12 protein-coding genes are annotated in these 19,759 nt (G+C 41.9%); all 12 read left to right on the top strand.

The window, feature by feature from the left end:
- The first annotated feature begins 253 nt into the window (after positions 1 to 253).
- Entirely contained in the window at positions 254 to 1,183 is a 930-nt protein-coding gene (locus tag QR40_RS19395) for an ABC transporter permease (RefSeq protein ID WP_044289553.1), read from the top strand.
- Positions 1,184 to 1,287: 104 nt separating this feature from the next.
- The gene (locus QR40_RS19390) at positions 1,288 to 2,190 is read left to right on the top strand and encodes a carbohydrate ABC transporter permease (RefSeq protein WP_027295243.1); all 903 of its coding nucleotides are present in this window, start codon (positions 1,288 to 1,290) and stop codon (positions 2,188 to 2,190) included.
- A 23-nt stretch (positions 2,191 to 2,213) separates the two neighbouring features.
- A complete protein-coding gene (locus QR40_RS19385; RefSeq protein ID WP_044296430.1) occupies positions 2,214 to 4,034 on the top strand; it encodes a sensor histidine kinase in 1,821 nt (606 codons plus the stop codon).
- Positions 4,031 to 5,620 (top strand): response regulator transcription factor, encoded by a 1,590-nt coding sequence (locus tag QR40_RS19380; protein ID WP_044296429.1) that lies wholly within the window; start codon positions 4,031 to 4,033, stop codon positions 5,618 to 5,620. Before QR40_RS19385 ends, QR40_RS19380 begins: the two co-directional genes overlap by 4 nt.
- Before the next feature lie 121 nt (positions 5,621 to 5,741).
- Positions 5,742 to 7,994 (top strand): beta-glucosidase BglX, encoded by a 2,253-nt coding sequence (bglX, locus tag QR40_RS19375; protein ID WP_330373813.1) that lies wholly within the window; start codon positions 5,742 to 5,744, stop codon positions 7,992 to 7,994.
- A 205-nt stretch (positions 7,995 to 8,199) separates the two neighbouring features.
- Positions 8,200 to 10,845, top strand: coding sequence for an alpha-L-rhamnosidase (locus tag QR40_RS19370; protein ID WP_044296428.1), 2,646 nt, complete (start codon positions 8,200 to 8,202; stop codon positions 10,843 to 10,845).
- 142 nt (positions 10,846 to 10,987) lie between these two features.
- Positions 10,988 to 12,397 carry an ABC transporter substrate-binding protein gene (locus QR40_RS19365; RefSeq protein ID WP_027295239.1) on the top strand — a complete coding sequence of 470 codons (1,410 nt, stop codon included), beginning with the start codon at positions 10,988 to 10,990 and terminating at the stop codon, positions 12,395 to 12,397.
- A gap of 93 nt (positions 12,398 to 12,490) precedes the next feature.
- Complete coding sequence (locus QR40_RS19360; RefSeq protein WP_044296427.1) at positions 12,491 to 13,363, top strand: carbohydrate ABC transporter permease; 873 nt, start codon at positions 12,491 to 12,493, stop codon at positions 13,361 to 13,363.
- Positions 13,363 to 14,184 (top strand): carbohydrate ABC transporter permease, encoded by an 822-nt coding sequence (locus QR40_RS19355; RefSeq protein ID WP_044296426.1) that lies wholly within the window; start codon positions 13,363 to 13,365, stop codon positions 14,182 to 14,184. The genes QR40_RS19360 and QR40_RS19355 overlap by 1 nt, the downstream gene beginning before the upstream one ends.
- A 23-nt stretch (positions 14,185 to 14,207) precedes the next feature.
- Complete coding sequence (locus tag QR40_RS19350) at positions 14,208 to 16,115, top strand: sensor histidine kinase (protein WP_044296425.1); 1,908 nt, start codon at positions 14,208 to 14,210, stop codon at positions 16,113 to 16,115.
- A complete protein-coding gene (locus tag QR40_RS19345; protein ID WP_160295848.1) occupies positions 16,066 to 17,646 on the top strand; it encodes a response regulator in 1,581 nt (526 codons plus the stop codon). Before QR40_RS19350 ends, QR40_RS19345 begins: the two co-directional genes overlap by 50 nt.
- Positions 17,647 to 17,736: 90 nt before the next feature.
- Positions 17,737 to 19,740 (top strand): beta-galactosidase, encoded by a 2,004-nt coding sequence (locus QR40_RS19340; RefSeq protein WP_044296423.1) that lies wholly within the window; start codon positions 17,737 to 17,739, stop codon positions 19,738 to 19,740.
- The last annotated feature ends 19 nt before the right edge of the window (positions 19,741 to 19,759 follow it).

Raw genomic sequence — 19,759 nt, 5'->3', positions numbered from 1 at the left:
ATGTGTGCCAGGCTGCATGCTTTTGAAGCAGTCACGGACAAAGCCGGCTGAAAGGAGACGAAGCAGTGCCTTCGGACATCAGACTCTGCTGATATCATACCACAGGATTAACCATATGAAAAAGTAACTATTGACTGTATAGATGGGAATAGGATGAGGGGAATCCTCAGAGATGTCCTTACCTCTATACCATAAAAAAGAATAAGTCTGTAAGCTGTGTTTTTCTTGCTTACAAACTTATTATACGAGGAGAATGAATGTGAATAAAAAATCAAAGTTGCTGGTTTATAAAAAACATTTCCCGCTGTATCTTATGATTTTGCCGGGAGTACTTTATTTAATTATAAATAATTATATTCCTATGGCAGGAATGATAATTGCATTTAAGAAGGTTAATTTTTCGAAAGGGATTTTAGCCAGTCCATTTTGTGGATTAGATAATTTTAAGTTCTTATTTTCCTCCGATCAGGCATGGATAATAACCAGAAATACAATGTTATACAATCTTGCCTTTATTTTAGTAAACATGGTGATTGGAATTGCAATTGCCATTTTGATTACCCAGGTACGCAGTAAAAAAATGAAAAAATTATACCAGAGTGCGATCCTGCTTCCGTTTTTAATGTCTATGGTAATTCTTAGCTACATTGTTTATGCCATGCTGAGCGCAGAAAATGGAATGGTAAATAACTCCATATTAAAGGCACTTCATATTGATCCGGTACAATGGTATCAGAGACCGGAATACTGGCCCTTTATATTAGTAATCGCAAACTGCTGGAAAGGGGTTGGGTATGGATGCTTAATCTATATTGCGACTTTGATTGGCATAGATCCCACATTTTATGAGGCAGCCAGGCTGGATGGGGCAACGAAATGGCAGGAGATTAAGAAAATTACCCTTCCATGTATGGTTCCTACGATAATTACGCTGCTTCTTTTAAGTATTGGGAGAATCTTCTATTCGGATTTCGGGTTATTCTACCAGGTTCCCATGAACTCCGGTGTCCTTCTTCCTACCACAAATGTAATTGATACATATGTATACCGTGCTTTAATTGAACAGGGAAATATCAGCATGTCTTCGGCGGCAGGCGTTTATCAGTCTCTTGTAGGATTTGCGGTAGTTATGGTCAGTAACTGGGTGGTCAGACGGGCAGATAAAGAAAAAGCACTATTTTAGTAAGAAACTCAGTAAACAGAAAAGAAGCCACCCAAAGATTCTTCTAAGAGGATTTAAAAGTGGCAGTATTGCAGTCAGGTCTGCAATATGCAGGGGGTATAAAAATGTATCATTCGAAAAAGAACAAACGTTATCAGTTCATTATTAATCTACTGCTCATAATTGTAACGCTTTCTATTATTTTACCGTTTTTGCTGGTTTTTATCTCATCTATTACAGATGAAAATACACTGATACGGGAGGGGTATTCGTTTTTTCCAAAACAACTCAGCCTATATGCGTATCAGTATATTATTCAGCAGGGCGACAAAATTTTAAGGGCTTATGGAATTACGATTATCGTAACTCTTCTGGGGACGGTGGTAAATATCTCAATGTCTGCCCTTATGGCTTATCCGCTATCGGTGAAAACGCTGCCCCACAGGCGGGCAATTACATTTTTTGTGTTTTTCACAATGCTGTTTAATGGGGGCTTAGTACCATCTTATCTGATGTATGTTAATTATTTTCAAATTAAAAACACACTTTTTGCATTGCTGGTTCCAAACCTGCTGCTGAGTGCTAATAATATTCTGTTAATCCGTACTTACTTTACAGGAAGTATCCCGGATGCACTATACGAAGCTGCGAAGATCGATGGTGCCACCCATTTTCAGATTTTTGGGAAAATAGTGATTCCTCTTGGGAAGCCGATTCTTGTAACTATGGGGCTGTTTTCCGGACTTGCCTATTGGAATGACTGGACGAATGGTTTATACTATTTATCAGGAAATAGTGGTCAGAAGCTATATGGAATACAAAATCTGTTAAATCAGATGATTACGGACATTCAATATCTTGCCAGTGGTAAGGTGGCGGGTAATATAGGGGCTGAAGTGGCGAAGATGCCTACCATTTCAATTCGAATGGCGATAGCATTTATAGCGATGCTGCCGTTGTTTCTGATCTATCCGTTTTTACAGAAATATTTTTCAGAAGGAATAACGCTGGGGGCCGTTAAGGGCTAGTACTACAGCAGTAAGGAGTGGTGATGATTAAAAAGAAGGATGGGCAGCAGAAAAATATTGCACAGCAGATGAAAGGAATTGTGAAGATAATAATTCCGGTTTTGATACTCTATATTTTTCTGGGCGGCGTTATCCTTGAGAATATCCGTAAGCAGGCAATTAGGAATATGAATGAGATGTCAGAACTTTATATGGATGAACTGGATAACCGCTTTTTCCGCATCAGCCGAAGAATCCTGATAAATATCATGGAAGATAATTCAGAGGAATCTGTATTCCGGAAAAATGTTGAGCTAATCTGTGAAGACAGCCAGAATGATATTCAGATCAATTATGCCATCGGGAAGATCCGGGAGGATTTTCTGCAGTTTTCCTGGGAATACGGGGAAGAGTATCACTTTTTCTTATACCTGGAGGAGACCGGCAAATTTATCAATCTGGATCTGGATGCGGATACGGATCTGCTTAGCGACAAGATTAAGCGCTGTCTGATTGAGAAAATCCAGTCTAAGAAAAATACAACTTATTCTATTAAGCAAAAATGGGACAGTCTGTTCCTTAAAGAAGGCAACTATGTTTATAAAGCGGCTCAGATAAAGGGTATTTACCTGGGATGCTATGTAAATGTAAAAGATATACTGGAGCCCTTTCAGAAGATTACCTCCGGCGGTGACGGCTATGTGCAGATGGTCAGCCATGATGGACAGGTAATAGGAAGAATTACGGATAAGGGAATTGAAGACAACAGCAGGAAGAAGGAAGACAATGAAAATAAAAATACCGGGGAATTGGCAGCCGGAGCATATGGTGCCGGGAAAAAAGAGTGGACGATAATTGTAAAAGAAATGAAACGTGCGCCGTTTTTCTTAGAGCTGCATATATCCGGGGAAAAGATCATTGGTATTCTGTCGGTGGTACTGGCTGCACTGCTGGTTCTGGTGCTGGTGCTTCTGTCAGCAGGGTATGGAATGGTATTTTATCTGAGAAAGTACGTGCTCAGCCCCATTCAGAAATTTACCGATAATCTGCTTCAGTATGATGCAGGGGACTATACTTATAATATAACGGACAGCAATCTGCTGGAGCTGGAGCAGATGGACGGACAGTTCCGCAAAATGATGCATCAGATCCGGAAGTTAAAAATCACCCTGTACGAGCAGGAACTGGAAAAGCAAAAAATAGAAATGGATTTTCTGAAGCTGCAGATCAGACCACACTTTTATTTAAACTGCCTTAATTTTATTTACAGTATGATTGATTTTAAAGAATATCAAAGCGCGAGAAAGATGTCAGCCATTACCGCAGATTATCTGCAGTATGTTTTCAAAAATAATCTGGAAAAAGTAAAAATTGAAGCAGAGCTGAATCATTGCAGAAATTACCTGGACATTCTACTGCTTCGTTACCAGGGTGGATTTGAATATTATATAGAGCAAAACGATGAGGTCATAAATGCGGAGATTTTCCCATTCCTGATTCAGGTATTCGTAGAGAATGCGGCAAAACATGCACTGACCATGGAACGGAAGATTCTGATTTCGGTTACGGTATATCCGGAGGAACGGGAAGAGGGAGAATTCGTAAACATATATATATCAGATACCGGAAAGGGATTTCCGGAAGATGTCCTGGACAGATTAAATCAGGGGCTCCCGTTACCAAATGCCAATGGGCATGGATTTGGAATAGAAAACTGTCTGAAGCGGTTTCGGTATTTTTATGGGGCTCAGGGAGAGATTCATTTTGAAAATAGTCCACTTGGAGGGGCAATTGTGGATATTCATATCCCGGTGGAAGACGCTGCTGGAGAGAATGGGGAAATAAATAATGGAGTAATGCAATGAACATTCTAATCGTAGATGATGAAAATTATGTGATTGACAGCATTAAGAAAAATATTTGTTGGGACAGGTTTCCCGTTACCAATATTTATACGGCAAACAGTATGCAGCAGGCACAGACCATCGTAGAGATGATTCCCATCCGGATCATCATCAGTGATATTATTATGCCCCAGGGTACCGGACTGGATTTTGTAAACTGGGTGAGGGAACAGGCATATCCGATACAGGTTATCTTTCTAACCAGCTATGCGGAATTTGAGTTTGTAAAGAAAGCAATCGCACTGGAATCCGTTGATTACCTGCTCAAACCCATTGATTTTATAAAGCTGTCGGATGTGCTTGTAAAGGCAGTGGAAAAATGTGAGATGCAGCAGAAATTCAAGGAGTACCGGACCGGATGTGAAAAGTGGGATCGGAATAAAAGGCTTGTGCATGAAAATTTTCTAAAAGATGTCATGGAAAATAAGTATACGGTTTTCGATCTTCCAGTATTCGAACATCTGGATTATACAATGGAGGATATATTTATACCGCTGTATCTGCATATTTATGACAGCGGCAGAACTTCAGAAAATTGGGATGAAAGCATATTGGAGTTTATTATCAGAAATGTTTTGGGTGAGCTTGTAAACGAAATGGATTTGGAAGTTGAAACCGTATATCCTGAACAGCGTTACCGCTATGCTGCCATATTAAAGAAGCGTGGAAACGGTGGTAAAAAAAGAGAGATCTCAGACAGGCTGCCGGCAGTTATGGAAATGTTTCTGTCCTGGGCAAAAGGAAAACTGAAGAAAAATATCTGGTTCGGTGCAGGAAATCAGGCTTCCTTTAAAGAGCTCTCTGACAGTTTTACAGGTCTTAAGAAAATGAGGGAAGAAAACCTGGCAGTCTGGAACTGTGTGATGTGCGTCGAAAATTATGAGCGAAAAGAGATTGTTTATCAGAATCCCCACTTGCAGATGTGGAAAACACTTTTGGAAGAATACAAAACAGAAGATTTGATTTCCAGTATGTATGCGTATCTGGAGCAAATGGAACGGGATGTGATGATTACCCTGGAGAGTCTGAAAAAGTTCCGTATGGACGTTGTACAGCTGATCTATTCTTATCTGGCGGCTCAGGAGGTCACCGCCCATCTGCTTTTCGGTGCAAAGGAGAGTGAACAGGCTTATCTGATGGCGGTAGACGGCATATGGGGAGCAAAGGAATTTGTCAGCCATTATGTGGCAAAAGCAGTAAATCATATTGGTTTTATCCAGGAGTCAACCTCTGTAGTGGATGAGCTGCGAAGGTATATCGATATGCATTACCAGGAAGATATACGAAGGAGTGATCTGGCGGATCTGGTGTATCTTAATACAGATTATATTTCCAGAATTTTTAAGAAGGAAACAGGATTGTCTATCAGCAATTATCTGATTCAGAAGCGCGTGGAGGTGGCAAAAAGGCTTTTGACTCAGAGTAAGCTTCCTATAAATACTGTTTCTATTCACGTAGGATACAGTAACTTTTCATATTTTACGAAGATGTTTCGGGAGAATACCGGATGTTCACCGCTGGAATATAGAAGAAACTATAGTGAATGATGGCACACAGCAATGACTGTGACCAAACAATAATAGAACTTCAGGTAATTCAATAATAGAATAACAATAGAAAGGTTGCCACAATACGATGGCAGTGTTGCAGGAGCGCCTGCAATATAAAATGGGTACCATAATGAAACAGGCAGAATTAGAACAATTATTGAAAAGCATGTCTTTAGAAGAGAAGATTAACCAGATGCTGCAGGTGACAGGAGATTTTTACCTTGGAAAGACCGTAATCACCGGTCCCATGAGGGAAAACGGTTTTACGGAAGAAAGTGTGGCGCAGGCAGGCTCTGTAATAGGGCTTGCAGGAGCGGATGTGGTTAAGAAGGTACAAAAAGAATATATGGAGAAGCAGCCGCATCATATTCCGCTGCTGTTTATGCTGGACGTTATCAATGGATATAAAACCGTATTCCCTATTCCTCTGGGACAGGGAGCTGCTTTTGAACCGGAAATGTCCAAAAGCTGTGCAAAGGCAGCAGCAAAAGAGGCTGCGGTATCAGGGCTTCACATAACTTTTGCACCAATGGTGGACCTTGTAAGGGATGCCAGGTGGGGAAGAGTCATGGAATCCACAGGAGAGGATACCTATTTAAACTGTTGTTTTTCAAAAGCAATGGTGGAAGGATTTCAGGGCAGTGACTTAAAGGAGCCGTACCGGGTAGCTGCCTGCATCAAACATTTTGCAGGTTATGGTGCACCGGATGCCGGGCGGGATTATAATACGGTGGAGTTGTCCGAACATACTCTGCGGGAATTTTATCTTCCGGCTTATCAGGCAGGTATAGAGGCAGGAAGTGCCCTGGTGATGACATCTTTTAATACGATTGACGGCGTCCCGGCAACGGGTAATAAATGGCTGATGCGTGATATTCTTCGCAAGGAAATGGGATTTGACGGTGTCTTGATTTCTGATTGGGCTGCCATGGAAGAGATTATTTATCACGGCTATTGTGAAGACCGCCTTGATGCTGCGAAGAGATCAATTGAAGCCGGTGTGGATATCGATATGATGACCGGTATATATTCCGAGCGTCTGCAGGAACTCATAGAAAATGGTAAGGTAGAGGAACGGCTGATAGATGAAGCAGCCATGCGTATTCTGGAACTGAAAAACAAGCTGGGGCTTTTTGAAAACCCATACAAGGATGCGGATGAGGAAAAAAGCCGGGAGATTATACTCTGCAGAGAACACCGGGAGCTGGCAAGGGAATGCGCGCGTAAGTCGTTTGTTTTGCTGAAAAATGAGGGGGCGCTTCCGGTACAAAAAGAACAAAAAATTGCATTTATAGGTCCATACACAGACAACAGGGAAATACTGGGAGCGTGGTCGTTTATTGGGAAAAGTGAAGATGCAGTTTCTATTAAGGATGCAGCCATGGAGGTGTTGGATCAAAGCAGAACAACATATTGCCAGGGCTGCCCGGTATTAGATGATACGGTGAAATTAGAAGGATTTGCGGCCGGCAATGAAGCGGAAGGGAAATCAAACAATACCGCAAACCCGGAGGATGAAGAACAGAAGCAGGCGGAAATGCTGAATACCGCAATAAAGGCGGCAAAAGAGGCTGACGTTGTAATCATGCCGCTGGGAGAACACCGGCTGCAATCGGGAGAGGCATGCAGCAGGGCAGAGATTGTAATACCGGAAGTGCAGATGGATTTGTTCCAGAAGATCTGCCAGGTACAGCCAAATGTAGTAGTAGTTCTCTTTAATGGACGACCATTGGATATCAGGGAGATTTCCCAAAAGGCTAAGGCTGTTTTGGAAGTCTGGATGCCGGGAACGGAAGGCGGGCATGCCATTATGGATGTACTGACCGGGGAATACAACCCCTCCGGCAAGCTGACTATGAGCTTCCCTTACAGCGTTGGACAGGTACCGGTACACTATAATGAATATTCTACAGGCAGGCCGCATGTACCGGGCAAAGACAAAGACAGGTTTCGCTCAAAATATCTGGATATTCCAAATGCACCCCTCTATCCATTTGGATATGGATTGAGCTATACTGATTTTGAAGTCTCTAAGACAGAACTGGACCATAGGGAAATGCAGCCGGAGGATACTGTAAGGGCTTCAGTCAGCATCAGGAATACAGGAAATATAGCAGGAACACAGGTACTGCAGCTGTATATCAGGGATGTGAAAGCCAGTGTGGTAAGACCGGTGAAAGAATTAAAAGGTTTCCAAAAGGTTCATTTACAACCTGGGGAAGAAAAAACAGTGACTTTTGAGATCAGAGAAGAAATGCTTCGTTTTTATTCGGAGAATAAGGTCTTTGAGAGTGAGGCAGGGGAATTTGAAGTGTATATAGGTGTGGATAGCAGTGTGGAGAAATGTGACAGGTTTTATTTGAAAAAATAAAAGAGTGGATATAGAAGAACAGATGTGGACTTTAGACGGTTTGCAGATCAGTGAGAACTGATTTGCAGGCCGTTTTTGTGCAGGGTGGGTTTTTATGAATTACTTCTGTAAATACTCCATGTATTATATGTAAATGCTGAATACTCTTTCTATAAATATTCATTTACAATAGGAAAAACAGGAGGAAAAAACAGGAGGAAGAAACATGCTGGAATATCAATTGAGTATTGAGAATCAAACATCGCCATTAGGACTGGATGTTCCAAAGCCGATGTTGAGCTGGAAAGTAATTACGAAAGAAAAAAACTGGATTCAGGAAGCATATCAGATAGAAGTATATTTTTGCGGAAATGGAAAAGAGGAGGAACAGGTTCTAATCTGGGACAGCGGAAATTGCTGCGGCAGCCAAATGAGCGCTCCCTATCAGGGAACAGAATTGCTATCAGGTATGGAATATTGCTTTCGCGTCCGAAGCTTCGGGAAGGGGCTGGGAGAAACAGAGGTACCATATAGTAAACCGTCATTTTGGCGGATGGGAATATTACGGCAGGAAGAGTGGAAAGCAAAATGGCTGGGAGTATCCGGCGATGTGGTTTCGAATCCGGTATATGATAAGAAGATAAGTATCAAAAAGCCAGTGAAAAGTGCAATTGTATATGTTTGCGGTTTAGGTCATTACGAGTGGAGTATTGATTGTAAGAAGCTTGGAGATGCCGTTCTTCAACCCGGTTGGACGGATTATAGACAGACTTGCTTCTACAATACATACAATGTTACAAAAGAATTGTCAATCCAGTCAGACCATATAATTAAGATATGCCTGGGAGATGGCATGTACCACACGACGGCTGGACAAAAGGGCAGATATGTGTATTTTGAACGTTCTTTTGGCAGAATGAAGTTTCTGCTTCAGATGGATATTTTGTATCAGGATGGTGGAAAAGAGCAGATAATCAGTGATGAGAGCTGGATACAAAGACCTGGACCAATTACATTTTCCAGTATTTATGGAGGAGAGGATTACGATGCCGGATTAGAGGGGGAAAACGGAGGGGAAATAAAAAGCTTCCCGGCAGAAGTTTCGGCGGCGCCTCAAGGGAAATTAACGGCTCAAAAAAATCCTCCGCTAAAGGTGATGGAGCGTCTAAAGGCTGTGGATGTAAAAAAAACAGATTCAGGATATCTCTATGATTTCGGACAAAATTTTTCAGGCTTTGTCAGAATGACGGCTTCGGGTGATCCGGGACAGGAGATTATAATGATCCCCGGGGAAATACTAAATGAATATGGAGAACCGGACCAAAGTGTGACAGGAAAAGATTATTATTGGAAATATACCTTTGGAAATAAGCGGGAGGCGGTTTGGGAACCTCGTTTTACCTATTATGGGTTTCGGTATGTACTGGTAAAAGGGGCTGTGCCTATAAATGATATGAAAATACAGGATGGGAGTAATGGGGCTTGTCTATTAGATCTTGAAGGAGAATTTATTTACCCTGATGTAAAACAAACCGGTAATTTTTCGTGTTCAATCCAGTTATTTAATCAAATCCATCATATTATTCGGCAAGCGATGCTGAGTAATATGAAAAGTGTGCTGACAGACTGTCCACACAGAGAAAAATTCGGCTGGCTGGAAGAATCACATCTTATAGGCCCTGCACTGCTGTTTAATTATGACCTGAAAAATTTATATAACAAAATTCTGGGGGATATTCGGGATGCACAGCATGAGAATGGGCTTGTGCCTGACATTGCCCCCGAATATATAACATTTGGGTATCATGAGGGCTATGTGGATTCGCCGGAGTGGGGAAGCGCGGCAATCCTGGTACCCTGGTATCTGTATCATAAATATGGTGAAAAGCGCATATTAGAAGAGAGCTATGATACCGCTGCCCGGTATATCGCATATTTAACTGGCAAGACACATCATGATGTGCTGCATCATGGGCTTGGGGACTGGTGTGACTTGGGCGTCCGGGCTCCCTTTACTCAAAATACACCTGTTCCGGTGACAGCTACCTGTATGTATGGGATAGATCTGCGGATTATGGAACAGATTTCTAAAATACTGGGTAAACAGCAGCAGGAAAAGTATTATGAAAACTTATATAAACAAGTGAAAAAAGAGTTTAATCTGCAGTTTTTTGATAATCAGACAGGCCATTATGCAACGGGAAGCCAGACTGCACAGGCTATGGCATTAATGGCTGGATTTGCGGAGGAATACTATGAAGAAAAAGTCCTGGAAGAGCTGGTATTAAATATACGTGCTAATCAGAATGGAACCACAGCCGGAGATGTGGGACATCCCTATGTACTGGCAGCATTAACCAGATATGGGAGGTCTGATGTGGTATATGATATGATGAGGGTGACAGACCGCCCGGGGTATGGGTATCAGGTTCAATGCGGGGCAACAGCCCTGGCGGAAGAATGGGATGGTCCGGATCCGCAGCATCCCCATGGATCCCAGAATCACTTTATGCTGGGAAGTGCGGATGAATGGTTCTATACGGGACTTGGCGGAATCGGGCTTGTGCGGGAGGAAACTCAGATCTTCAGGATTAAAATCCAACCTTATTTTCCGAAAGATATGGAGTGGATGCAGGTATGGCATGAGCATCCTTATGGAAAAATCGAAGTATCCTGGAAACGGATAAATACAGAAATAGAGTTGTCTATTACATTACCGCCCAATACCACAGGTGAAATTAATCTGCCTGTTTTATCTAAGGATCTTATTAACAGAAAAAGTCTGGTAAACGAAGTAAAGTTAGAGGATTATGGGCAAAATTGTAAGATATATGCAGGAAGCGGAACCTGGAGATTTTTCTTTACAAATTAATAATTCGGTAGTTTGCAATATGAATGAAAAGTACATGAATAATCTGTAGATTCTGCATGGGAATATATCAGCAGATCCGCTATACTGGTAAACATCAACGGAACAGCAAACAGAAGAAGGAAGAATAATAGGAGGAAAAGGTATGAAAAGCAGAAAGCTTATGGCTCTTTTATTAGGGGTATCGTTAACCATCGGTACACTTGCAGGCTGCGGAGGCAGTGAGAAAGAAACCGGAAAAACAACAGAGCAGGCAGCAACTAAAGCATCCGATAAAGGTCAGGAGGGATCAGGAGAAACAAAAACCCCGGATGGAACAGAGGAAGTATCTCAGAATTCCGGTCAGGAAGCTGAGGCTCTGGATTATGAAGGTGTTACGCTCAGTGTTGTACTGGCACAGGGCTGGGATACGCCGGGAAGAGAGGCATTGTTCCAGAAATACACGGATAAGACGGGGGTACAGTTTGATGTTCAGATGCTTCCGGATGATATGGCATCCGAGTTAATAAAAACTAAATTTGCTACAGAGGAACTTCCGGATATTATATTAAACTCCGGATCTGTAATAGAACATACTTATATGCTTCCTGAGGAACGCCTGGCAGACCTTACAGGAGAAGCGTGGACAGAACAGCTGATCAGTAAGGATTCCTTTATGGTAGATGGGAAAATCTGGGGAATTCCTCTCGGCGGGCAGGGCTTTTTTGCTTTTGCAGTGAATAAAAAAGTGTTTGCCGATAATGGACTGGACATTCCAACATCCAAAGAAGAGCTGGAACAATGTTTTGAAACGTTAAAGAAAAATGGGGTACAGCCAATGTATCTGGCTTCAAAAGATCCCTGGGTAGTGGGTAATATGACCAGCGGAGGTATTCAGAAAGCATTGGATAAAGATTCCCAGCTCATTGATAAATTAAATAAAAATGAGGTCAAATATCAGGATATACCAGGAATGATAGAGGTGTTTGAAGATTTAAGGAGATGGAATGAAGCCGGATATCTTGGTGACAATACCATGGCAGATTCCTGGGATGGAGAATATCAGGCATTTGGAGAAAATAAATGCGGTGTTACGATTGGACTGACAACATGGGATGTAACCATGGAAGAGAAATATCCGGGTTCTGCAGAAAATATGGAGCTGATCCCATTTTATATCGGTGACTCAGACACTTACTTTGCAGGTACCACAGCGCAGTGGTATATTCCCAAATCCGGGAAACACGTAGATATCGTAAAGGATTTCTTCAATTTTGCCGCAGAGCAGGAAAATCTGAATGCGTTTTACGGGGCCATGGGCGAAGCGTCAACTCCGTGGAAAGATGTAGAGGTAGACTGCCTGGCACCTACCAGACAATTAATAGAGAAATTAAACAGTGGTGAATACAGTTATCATTTTGGACATAATTCACTCGTTCAGGGACAGGACTTTGACGGACTCTGTAAACTCGCTCAGGAGGTGCTTATAGGTAACAAGACTGCGCAAGAGGGAGTAAAGGAGTATGATCAGATGAGATCCCAGATAGCAAAAGCCCTTGGATTGTCAGGATTCTGACAGACTGGGCATGAAGGTTAAGAATCGGAAAGCTGGGGGAAGAGGCGCATTGCTTTTGCCCTCAGTTTTCTTTCAGACAGAAAGGGGTTACATATGAATGCCAAGAAAGTGTATCCGAATTATTTTTGGTTTGTTCCATTGCTGATCTATACAATGATATTTATTATTCCCAGTATTCTGGGGCTTTTATATTCTTTTACAAACTGGACGATTTATTCATCTTCAAAAACCTTTTGCGGACTTGACAACTATAAAAATCTGCTGGGAGACAGCTTGTTCCGCATGGGATTTCGAAATACCATTATATTCACTATTTTTACTACTGCAGCCAAAGCAGTCATCGGATTTGCATTAGCCCTGGCACTGAATGCTAAAATACCGACTAAAAATGCACTGAGGACTATTTATTATCTGCCTGCTATTTTCAGCAGTTTGATTGTGGGTGTAGTATTCCGTTCCATATTAATGCCAAAAACAGGTCTCTTAAATACGTTCTTAGGGGTGCTAAGCCCTGGGCTGGCAGCCAATGACTGGCTGGGACAACCCTCTACGGCAATGGCTGCGGTTATATTTGTAGAGATCTGGAGAGGAGCAGGCTATTGCATGGTACTTTTTCTGGCCGGTCTGCAGGGAATCTCCAGTGAATATTACGAAGCAGCTACAATTGACGGGGCAGGCGGCTGGCAGAAATTTAAGTCTATTACGGCGCCGCTTATGATGCCAACCTTAAATACGGTTATATCCCTGAGTATTATCGGAGGGTTAAAGGTTTTTGATATTGTCATTGCGTTAACAAAAGGCGGACCGGGGCTGTCCACTGAGGTTTTAAGTACCACAGTTTATAAATATCTGGGGAATGGTGCGATGGGAACAGGAAGTGCCGCAAATATGTGTCTGACCGTGTTTGTAGTTATTGTATTTGCTGTGGTTAATTATGGACTGGGAAGAATGGAGGTTGATCAGTAATGAGACGTATGAAGATTAACAGGATGATTCTAACCGCTTTATTGTGGATTTGCAGCCTGTCCATTATATTTCCACTGCTTCTTGTGGTAATAAATTCTGTAAAAACAGCTGCCGAGTCCGATATAATGAGGCTGACTCTGCCCGAAAGCCTCATATTTGAAAATTTTACCATGGTACTGAGTGAGGGTAGGGTATTCTCATCTTTTTTAAATAGTGTTATCATTACGGTATTAAGCGTAGGATTATCTGCAGTCCTGGGTGTTATGGCAGCGTTTGTTCTGGCTAGAAACCAAAGCAGGCTGAACAGGGCAGTGCGAAAGTATTTTCTTCTGGGTCTGATTATTCCTATGCAGCTAATTTCTTTGATAGAGGTACTAAAAATATATCATCTATATAACAATTATTTGGGTCTGATCCTGGTTTATACAGCCATATTTCTACCAATGACCATTATGCTTTCCTATGGGGCGGCGAAAGCCCTGCCGAAAGAGATGGATGAAGCAGCAGTGACTGACGGATGTGGACCGTTAAGGTTGTTTTTCTCTGTTATCATACCGCTGTTAAAGCCGGTAGTGACTACGGTATGCGTTACTCAGTTTATGTTCATCTGGAATGATTTTCAGTTTCCGCTTTACTTAATCACAGACTCTAATAAATGGACACTGGTTTTAGGCGTTTACGGCTTTTTGGGAAAATTTTCTTCCCAGTGGAATCTGGTTTGTGCCCATATTTTAATTTCCAGCCTGCCGGTTGTGTTTGTATATCTGTTTGGACAGAAATATATTGTAGACGGCATGGTTGCTGGAGCTGTTAAAGGATAATTTATCAGGATGGAGGAAGCCGTTTGTTTCAGAAAATAAGTTACCGGAAAAAAACGTTGTTTATTTACACTGCACTGGTCATTACAATTTTTGTGGTATTCATTGTCATATATGGTTTTGCGCAAACAAAAAATATGAAAGGAATTACCGACAGCACCATTGAACAGCTGTCGGTAAAAGCCGCTTCCCAGTTTGAAAGTATTTTAAATGATATGAGTGATATTACGCTGGGAATAGCTGCCAATGAAACGGTCCATGAAATACTGGAAATGGTAAACCGGGAGAGTGATAAGGCCAACTATTTTCAGAAACGCCCTGAGGAAAAAAGGAAGATACAGCGGGAAATAGCCGGTGTGAGCGGAATGCGGTTTGAACATAAAAGCTTTGACGTTCTGTCTGCAAATTTTGATCTTCTAAGCCTTAATATTTATCCGGAACAGATGCCGGAAAAAAGTCGTATCCGGGAAATACACTGGATAAAATATATGATGGAGAATCGTCAGAGCAAATTAATTGTTCCTGTGGGCAGGGATGAGTATGGACGTACACAGAATGAAGTGTTTTCATTTGTCAGAGTAATTCAGGATGAATTTGAACGGTATGGACTGGTAGATGTACAGTATGAAAAGAAACTGCTGGATGACATTTTTAAGGTAAAACTGCAGGAAAATGAGATGCAGGTAATTGTCCTTCATAATAATGAATTATTTTATGCAACAGAGGATGCGCCCTTACAAGGACTGGAAAATTTATCCCGGGAAAAAAGGGCAGGTGAGGGACAGCCCGGTGATATTTCATTTGACAATACAGCATACACCATGAGCAGCCAGTTCCTGAATAACTATGAAATGAAAATTTTCATGCTGGCAAGAACTTCAGAATATATGAAACCTGTCTATGATACAGTTAGAACAATCGTTGTGTTAGGAATGATTGTATTATGTTTTATTATATTTATTGTTTATATTATTTCTTATAATCTTAATAAACCAATTCGGGAACTGCGTAATTATATAGATCATATGGATTACTTAAGTCTTTCATTGGATTTTAAAGCTGACAGTTCGAATGATGAAATTAAGCTGCTAGCAAATGCTTTTGAAAAAATGTTTGAAGGGATTAAACGTTCAAGGGATGAGTTAATAGAAGCACATACCCGGGAAATAAAGGCAAATTACGATGTCCTTCAGGCACAGATTAATCCTCATTTTATTCATAATATACTGTCGGTAATCGGAATGATAGGCTATGAGAAAAACGCACCTGAGATAATGGATATGTGTGCTGCGCTGACCAGAATGCTTCAATATACTACTCAGACCGGACAGGATACCGTTGCGGTGTGCTTAGAGTTTGAACATGCAAAAACATATCTGCAATTAATGAAATACCGCTATCTGGACATTCTGGAATATCAGATTGAACTGGATGAGGAAATGGAACAGGTTGAGATTCCCAAGTTTGTATTGCAGCCGGTGGTGGAAAATTGTTTTCAGCATAGTTTTGTGAATTTAGATAAACCGGTATATCGTATTCGGGTAAAAGGCGCTATAACAATGAACGGATGGGAAATCTCCGTTGATGATAATGGGGCAGGGTTTACGGCGGAGTCAGTACAGGAACTGAATAGGCAGTTTCAGGAGATCGAGGAGAGAATTAAAAGCGGAAATAAGATTCCTGATATGCAGATAGGAGGATTGGCGCTGAATAATACTTATGCCAGACTTTTTATTTACTCCGGCGGAGAAATAACATTAAGGGTAGGAAGTGGTTTCATGGGAGGTTCCTGTGTGGTAATTGCAAAGTCAGTGAAAGCCCCTCGGTTTGGATCGCTGCCTGCAGGAAGAAATGTTACGGATAGTAGTTTATATAATCCAAAGGATGATGGAGAGAATTACACAGATGATGAAAGTTATAGTGGTAGAAGATGAACCGGCAATTCTTGCGGGAATTGTACGCATGATAGAGAACCTGGAACTGGATATGGAGGTCAGAGGATGTTACCGAAACGGAGAGCAGGCACTGGCAGGAATGGAAATAGATCAGCCGGATATTTTGGTCACCGATATCCGGATGCCGGTTATGAATGGGTTGGAGCTGATAGAAGAAGCGCAAAAAAGATACGAGGGTATAGAGTATGTGGTGTTAAGCGGATTCAGTGAATTTGCTTATGCCAAAGAGGCGATCCGATTCGGAGTGGACAGCTATATTCTCAAACCCCCGGTGCAGTGTGAACTGCAGGAAACCTTGAAAAGACTATCTGAAAAAATTGAAAAGAGAAAACAAAAAGAACTTTGTGAGGAATTGCAAAATGCTATCTTTAACGGTATGTATGATAGGACCGTTTTAGAAAAAGGTTTTAAAGATTATAACTGCTGCTATCTCCTGCTGGTATGTGTTGGGGCATTTTCCATGCGTTCAGAAACCTTTATCCGGCCACCGAGTGAAATATGGAATTCCGGGTTCATTCGGGAAAAGCTGAAAGGAAAGGCGGATAAGGACTGGAGATACTACATCTTTGATTCTAAGGCAGGAAATGAGAAGCTGGTCTTTCTGGCATCAAAAGATGATAGTATCGTACCGGTAAAACATCTTGTCAACCAGTTGTCGGGGTATGAAAAGCTCCTTGAGATGCCTGTAAATATTGTACTGAGTGAAGCATTTACTGATACAAAAGAGCTTGGAAAGAAGTATCGTGATATTCGTTTCTGCATGAGCAACCAGGCGCTGATTGGAAGAAGCCATATGACCATTATGGGTGAAGAGGTATTGCCGGAAGCATATATTGCCATTGGAAATCAGGAAAAAAACCGTTTGTCATCACTGCTGGAAAAAGATGATTTTAAAGGCATTATACAATGTTTTGAGCAGCTTTGCAGGCAGTGGAAGAAAAATAAAATTACCCAGATTAACTGTGAATTCAGCATGAAATATTTTATGTCGGAAATTTACCGGAATTATCCGGGGCTGCAGCAGGACTATACAATGGAACAGCTCCTATATGAAGTGGAAGCTATTATAGGGGGAACATTATCCTATGAGGGATTGCAGGATAGTATGAAGTCATTAATAGAAAAAATTGGCGAGAAGGCAAGAAAGTCAATGCAGAATAAGACACTTGAGGATGTTGTGGAGCTGTTGTATGAATATATTTGTACACAGTATGCCCAGGGTCTGACCGTGGAAGAATTTGCTTCTAAATATGGTTATAATGCTACCTATGTAGCAAATCAGTTTACGGCAATCAAGAAGATATCCCCGAACAGGCTTGTTACAAATCTTCGCATGAACAAAGCGAAAGAATTGCTCCAAAGCTCTGATTACCGTTTAAAGGATATTGCAGAGATGATCGGGTATCATGATGTATCCTATTTTAGCAGGATATTTAAGGAGTCAGTGGGGATAAGTCCCCGACAATACAGAGATCATGTGGATAAGCAGCAGGTTCTTCACAAAGTGTAGACCTTCGGCTGTTTAAAAGCAATTCAAAAAAGCGCTTAAAGAGCTGTGTGATTATATATATAATGCTGTACAAAAGAGAGGAGATATAGGATGTCTGTTTATTTTGGTGTTGATTATTACCCTGAGCACTGGCCTAAGGAACGCTTGGAGACGGATGCAGTACTGATGAAGAAGCTGGGGATACAGGCAGTGCGTATGGGGGAATTTTCCTGGGCAAAGTTTGAGCCTGAAAAGGGAGAATTCCATTTTGAATGGCTGGATGATGCGGTAAACCTGTTGGCAGAGTATGGAATAAAAAGCGTAATCGGGACACCTACCGCGGCACCGCCTGCCTGGATTATAGAGGATGACCCGCAGATATTGCCGGTAGATGAAGCAGGTGAAGTGAAAGGATTCGGAGGACGGCATCATGACTGTCAGAGCAGCCCGGTATACCGGGAACACATCAGACGGCTGGTAACGGCAATGGCAGAGCACTATAAGAATAACACTAATATAATTGGCTGGCAGATTGATAATGAACTGGGTAATAGTCATGAGAAGCTTTGTATGTGTGATTCCTGTAAGGAGGCCTTTCACAGATTTCTTGAGGATAAGTACGGATCTGTACAGCGGTTGAACCAGGAATGGGGCACTGCATTCTGGAGTCAGGATTACAGCAATTTTGGACAGATTCCGGTGCCCAGGGCAACGCCTACGGTGCACAGCCCGTCGCTTCTGCTGGATTGGAAGCGTTTTTGTTCACATCTGGTAGTTGATTTTCAAAACTTTCAGGTAAACATCATAAAAAAAATTTGCCCACATCACCAGGTTACACATAATCTTATGGGGTTTTATGATAAGACGGATTATTTTGAACTGGCAGAAGAACTGGATTTTGCCTCAAATGACCAATATCCCACGGGTTATTATTTTGATCCGCCAGGCCAGCCTGACTTTGAGATTTCTGCGTGTCTGGACTTTATAAGAAGCGTTAAAAAGAAAAACTTCTGGATGATGGAACTGGAATCCGGTCCTACCGGGGGACAATTGGTTGGAAGGATGCCTAGACCCGGGCAGCTGAAGCTTTGGACCAGCCATTGTGTAGCACATGGGGCCGATACGATTGTATATTTCAGATGGCGCACCTGCTTGTTTGGTGCCGAGCAGTACTGGCATGGGATACTGCCCCACAACGGAGTTCCGGAAAGAAGATATTTTGAGATTCAGGAGACGATCCGGGGCCTGATTCCGGTGATGAAAGATATCAGTGCTGTTACCGTAAAACCGAAAGCAGCAATTTTATTTTCTTATGAACAGGATTGGGCTTTTCAGATTCAGCCCCATCATCCAGAACTTAATTATATAGACCAGATTAAGAAATATTATAATGCCTTTTACCGAAAAAACGTACCTCTGGACTTTATCAGCGAGAAAGAGAAGCTGGAAGATTATAAGGTTGTAATTGCTCCCTTGCAGCTGCTGATGGATTCAATGCTGGAAGAAAAGTTCAGAGCTTATGTAAAAAATGGAGGGCATCTGGTTTTAACAATGCGTACCGGGGTGAAAAACCGGAACAGTGTATGCGAGGGGACACAGGCACTCCCGGGCAGACTGGCGGATGTTCTGGGAATTACGGTATTGGAGTATGATTGCCTGCTCGGTATGTCGGTGGATATAGAATGGATTTTGGACAAGACATGGGGGCATGCAAAAAAGTGGTGCGACGTGCTGGAAACAAAAGGGGCAGAGCCTCTGGCATTTTACCGGAGTGAGTTTTACCGGGATACTCCGGCGATTACGGTAAATTCCTTTGGTAAAGGAAAAGCATATTATACTGCAACGGAGCCAGATGACATAATTATGAGTAAAGTTGTGGACAGAATCATAAAAGAGTGTGGTCTGGAATCAGCCGGATGCTCACCGGATGGAGTAGAAATGACGGTGCGGAACGGCAGAAAAAAAGATTATTTATTTGTCTTGAACCATACGGATCTATATCAGACCATACAGGTATCAGCAAAATGGATACCTTTTGTTTGGTGCGGCGAATCCCAGTCCGGAAAACTGCCGCCTTATGGAACCGCAATTTATGAAAAATGCTGCATGGACTAAGTTAGGAATGCAGCCTGAT

Source organism: Robinsoniella peoriensis, from assembly GCF_000797495.1.
In the GTDB taxonomy this organism is placed as follows: Bacteria; Bacillota; Clostridia; order Lachnospirales; family Lachnospiraceae; genus Robinsoniella; species Robinsoniella peoriensis.
The sequence above is the reverse complement of the archived record's forward strand: the minus strand, read 5'-3'. Positions and strand labels throughout refer to the sequence as shown.

Bases quoted from the DNA above. Each gene is read 5' to 3' on its own strand.
- QR40_RS19395 (WP_044289553.1), top strand. From the start codon at position 254: ATGAATGTGAATAAAAAATCAAAGTTGCTGGTTTATAAAAAACATTTC.
- QR40_RS19390 (WP_027295243.1), top strand. From the start codon at position 1,288: ATGTATCATTCGAAAAAGAACAAACGTTATCAGTTCATTATTAATCTA.
- QR40_RS19385 (WP_044296430.1), top strand. From the start codon at position 2,214: ATGATTAAAAAGAAGGATGGGCAGCAGAAAAATATTGCACAGCAGATG.
- QR40_RS19380 (WP_044296429.1), top strand. From the start codon at position 4,031: ATGAACATTCTAATCGTAGATGATGAAAATTATGTGATTGACAGCATT.
- bglX (WP_330373813.1), top strand. From the start codon at position 5,742: ATGGGTACCATAATGAAACAGGCAGAATTAGAACAATTATTGAAAAGC.
- QR40_RS19370 (WP_044296428.1), top strand. From the start codon at position 8,200: ATGCTGGAATATCAATTGAGTATTGAGAATCAAACATCGCCATTAGGA.
- QR40_RS19365 (WP_027295239.1), top strand. From the start codon at position 10,988: ATGAAAAGCAGAAAGCTTATGGCTCTTTTATTAGGGGTATCGTTAACC.
- QR40_RS19360 (WP_044296427.1), top strand. From the start codon at position 12,491: ATGAATGCCAAGAAAGTGTATCCGAATTATTTTTGGTTTGTTCCATTG.
- QR40_RS19355 (WP_044296426.1), top strand. From the start codon at position 13,363: ATGAGACGTATGAAGATTAACAGGATGATTCTAACCGCTTTATTGTGG.
- QR40_RS19345 (WP_160295848.1), top strand. From the start codon at position 16,066: ATGATGGAGAGAATTACACAGATGATGAAAGTTATAGTGGTAGAAGAT.
- QR40_RS19340 (WP_044296423.1), top strand. From the start codon at position 17,737: ATGTCTGTTTATTTTGGTGTTGATTATTACCCTGAGCACTGGCCTAAG.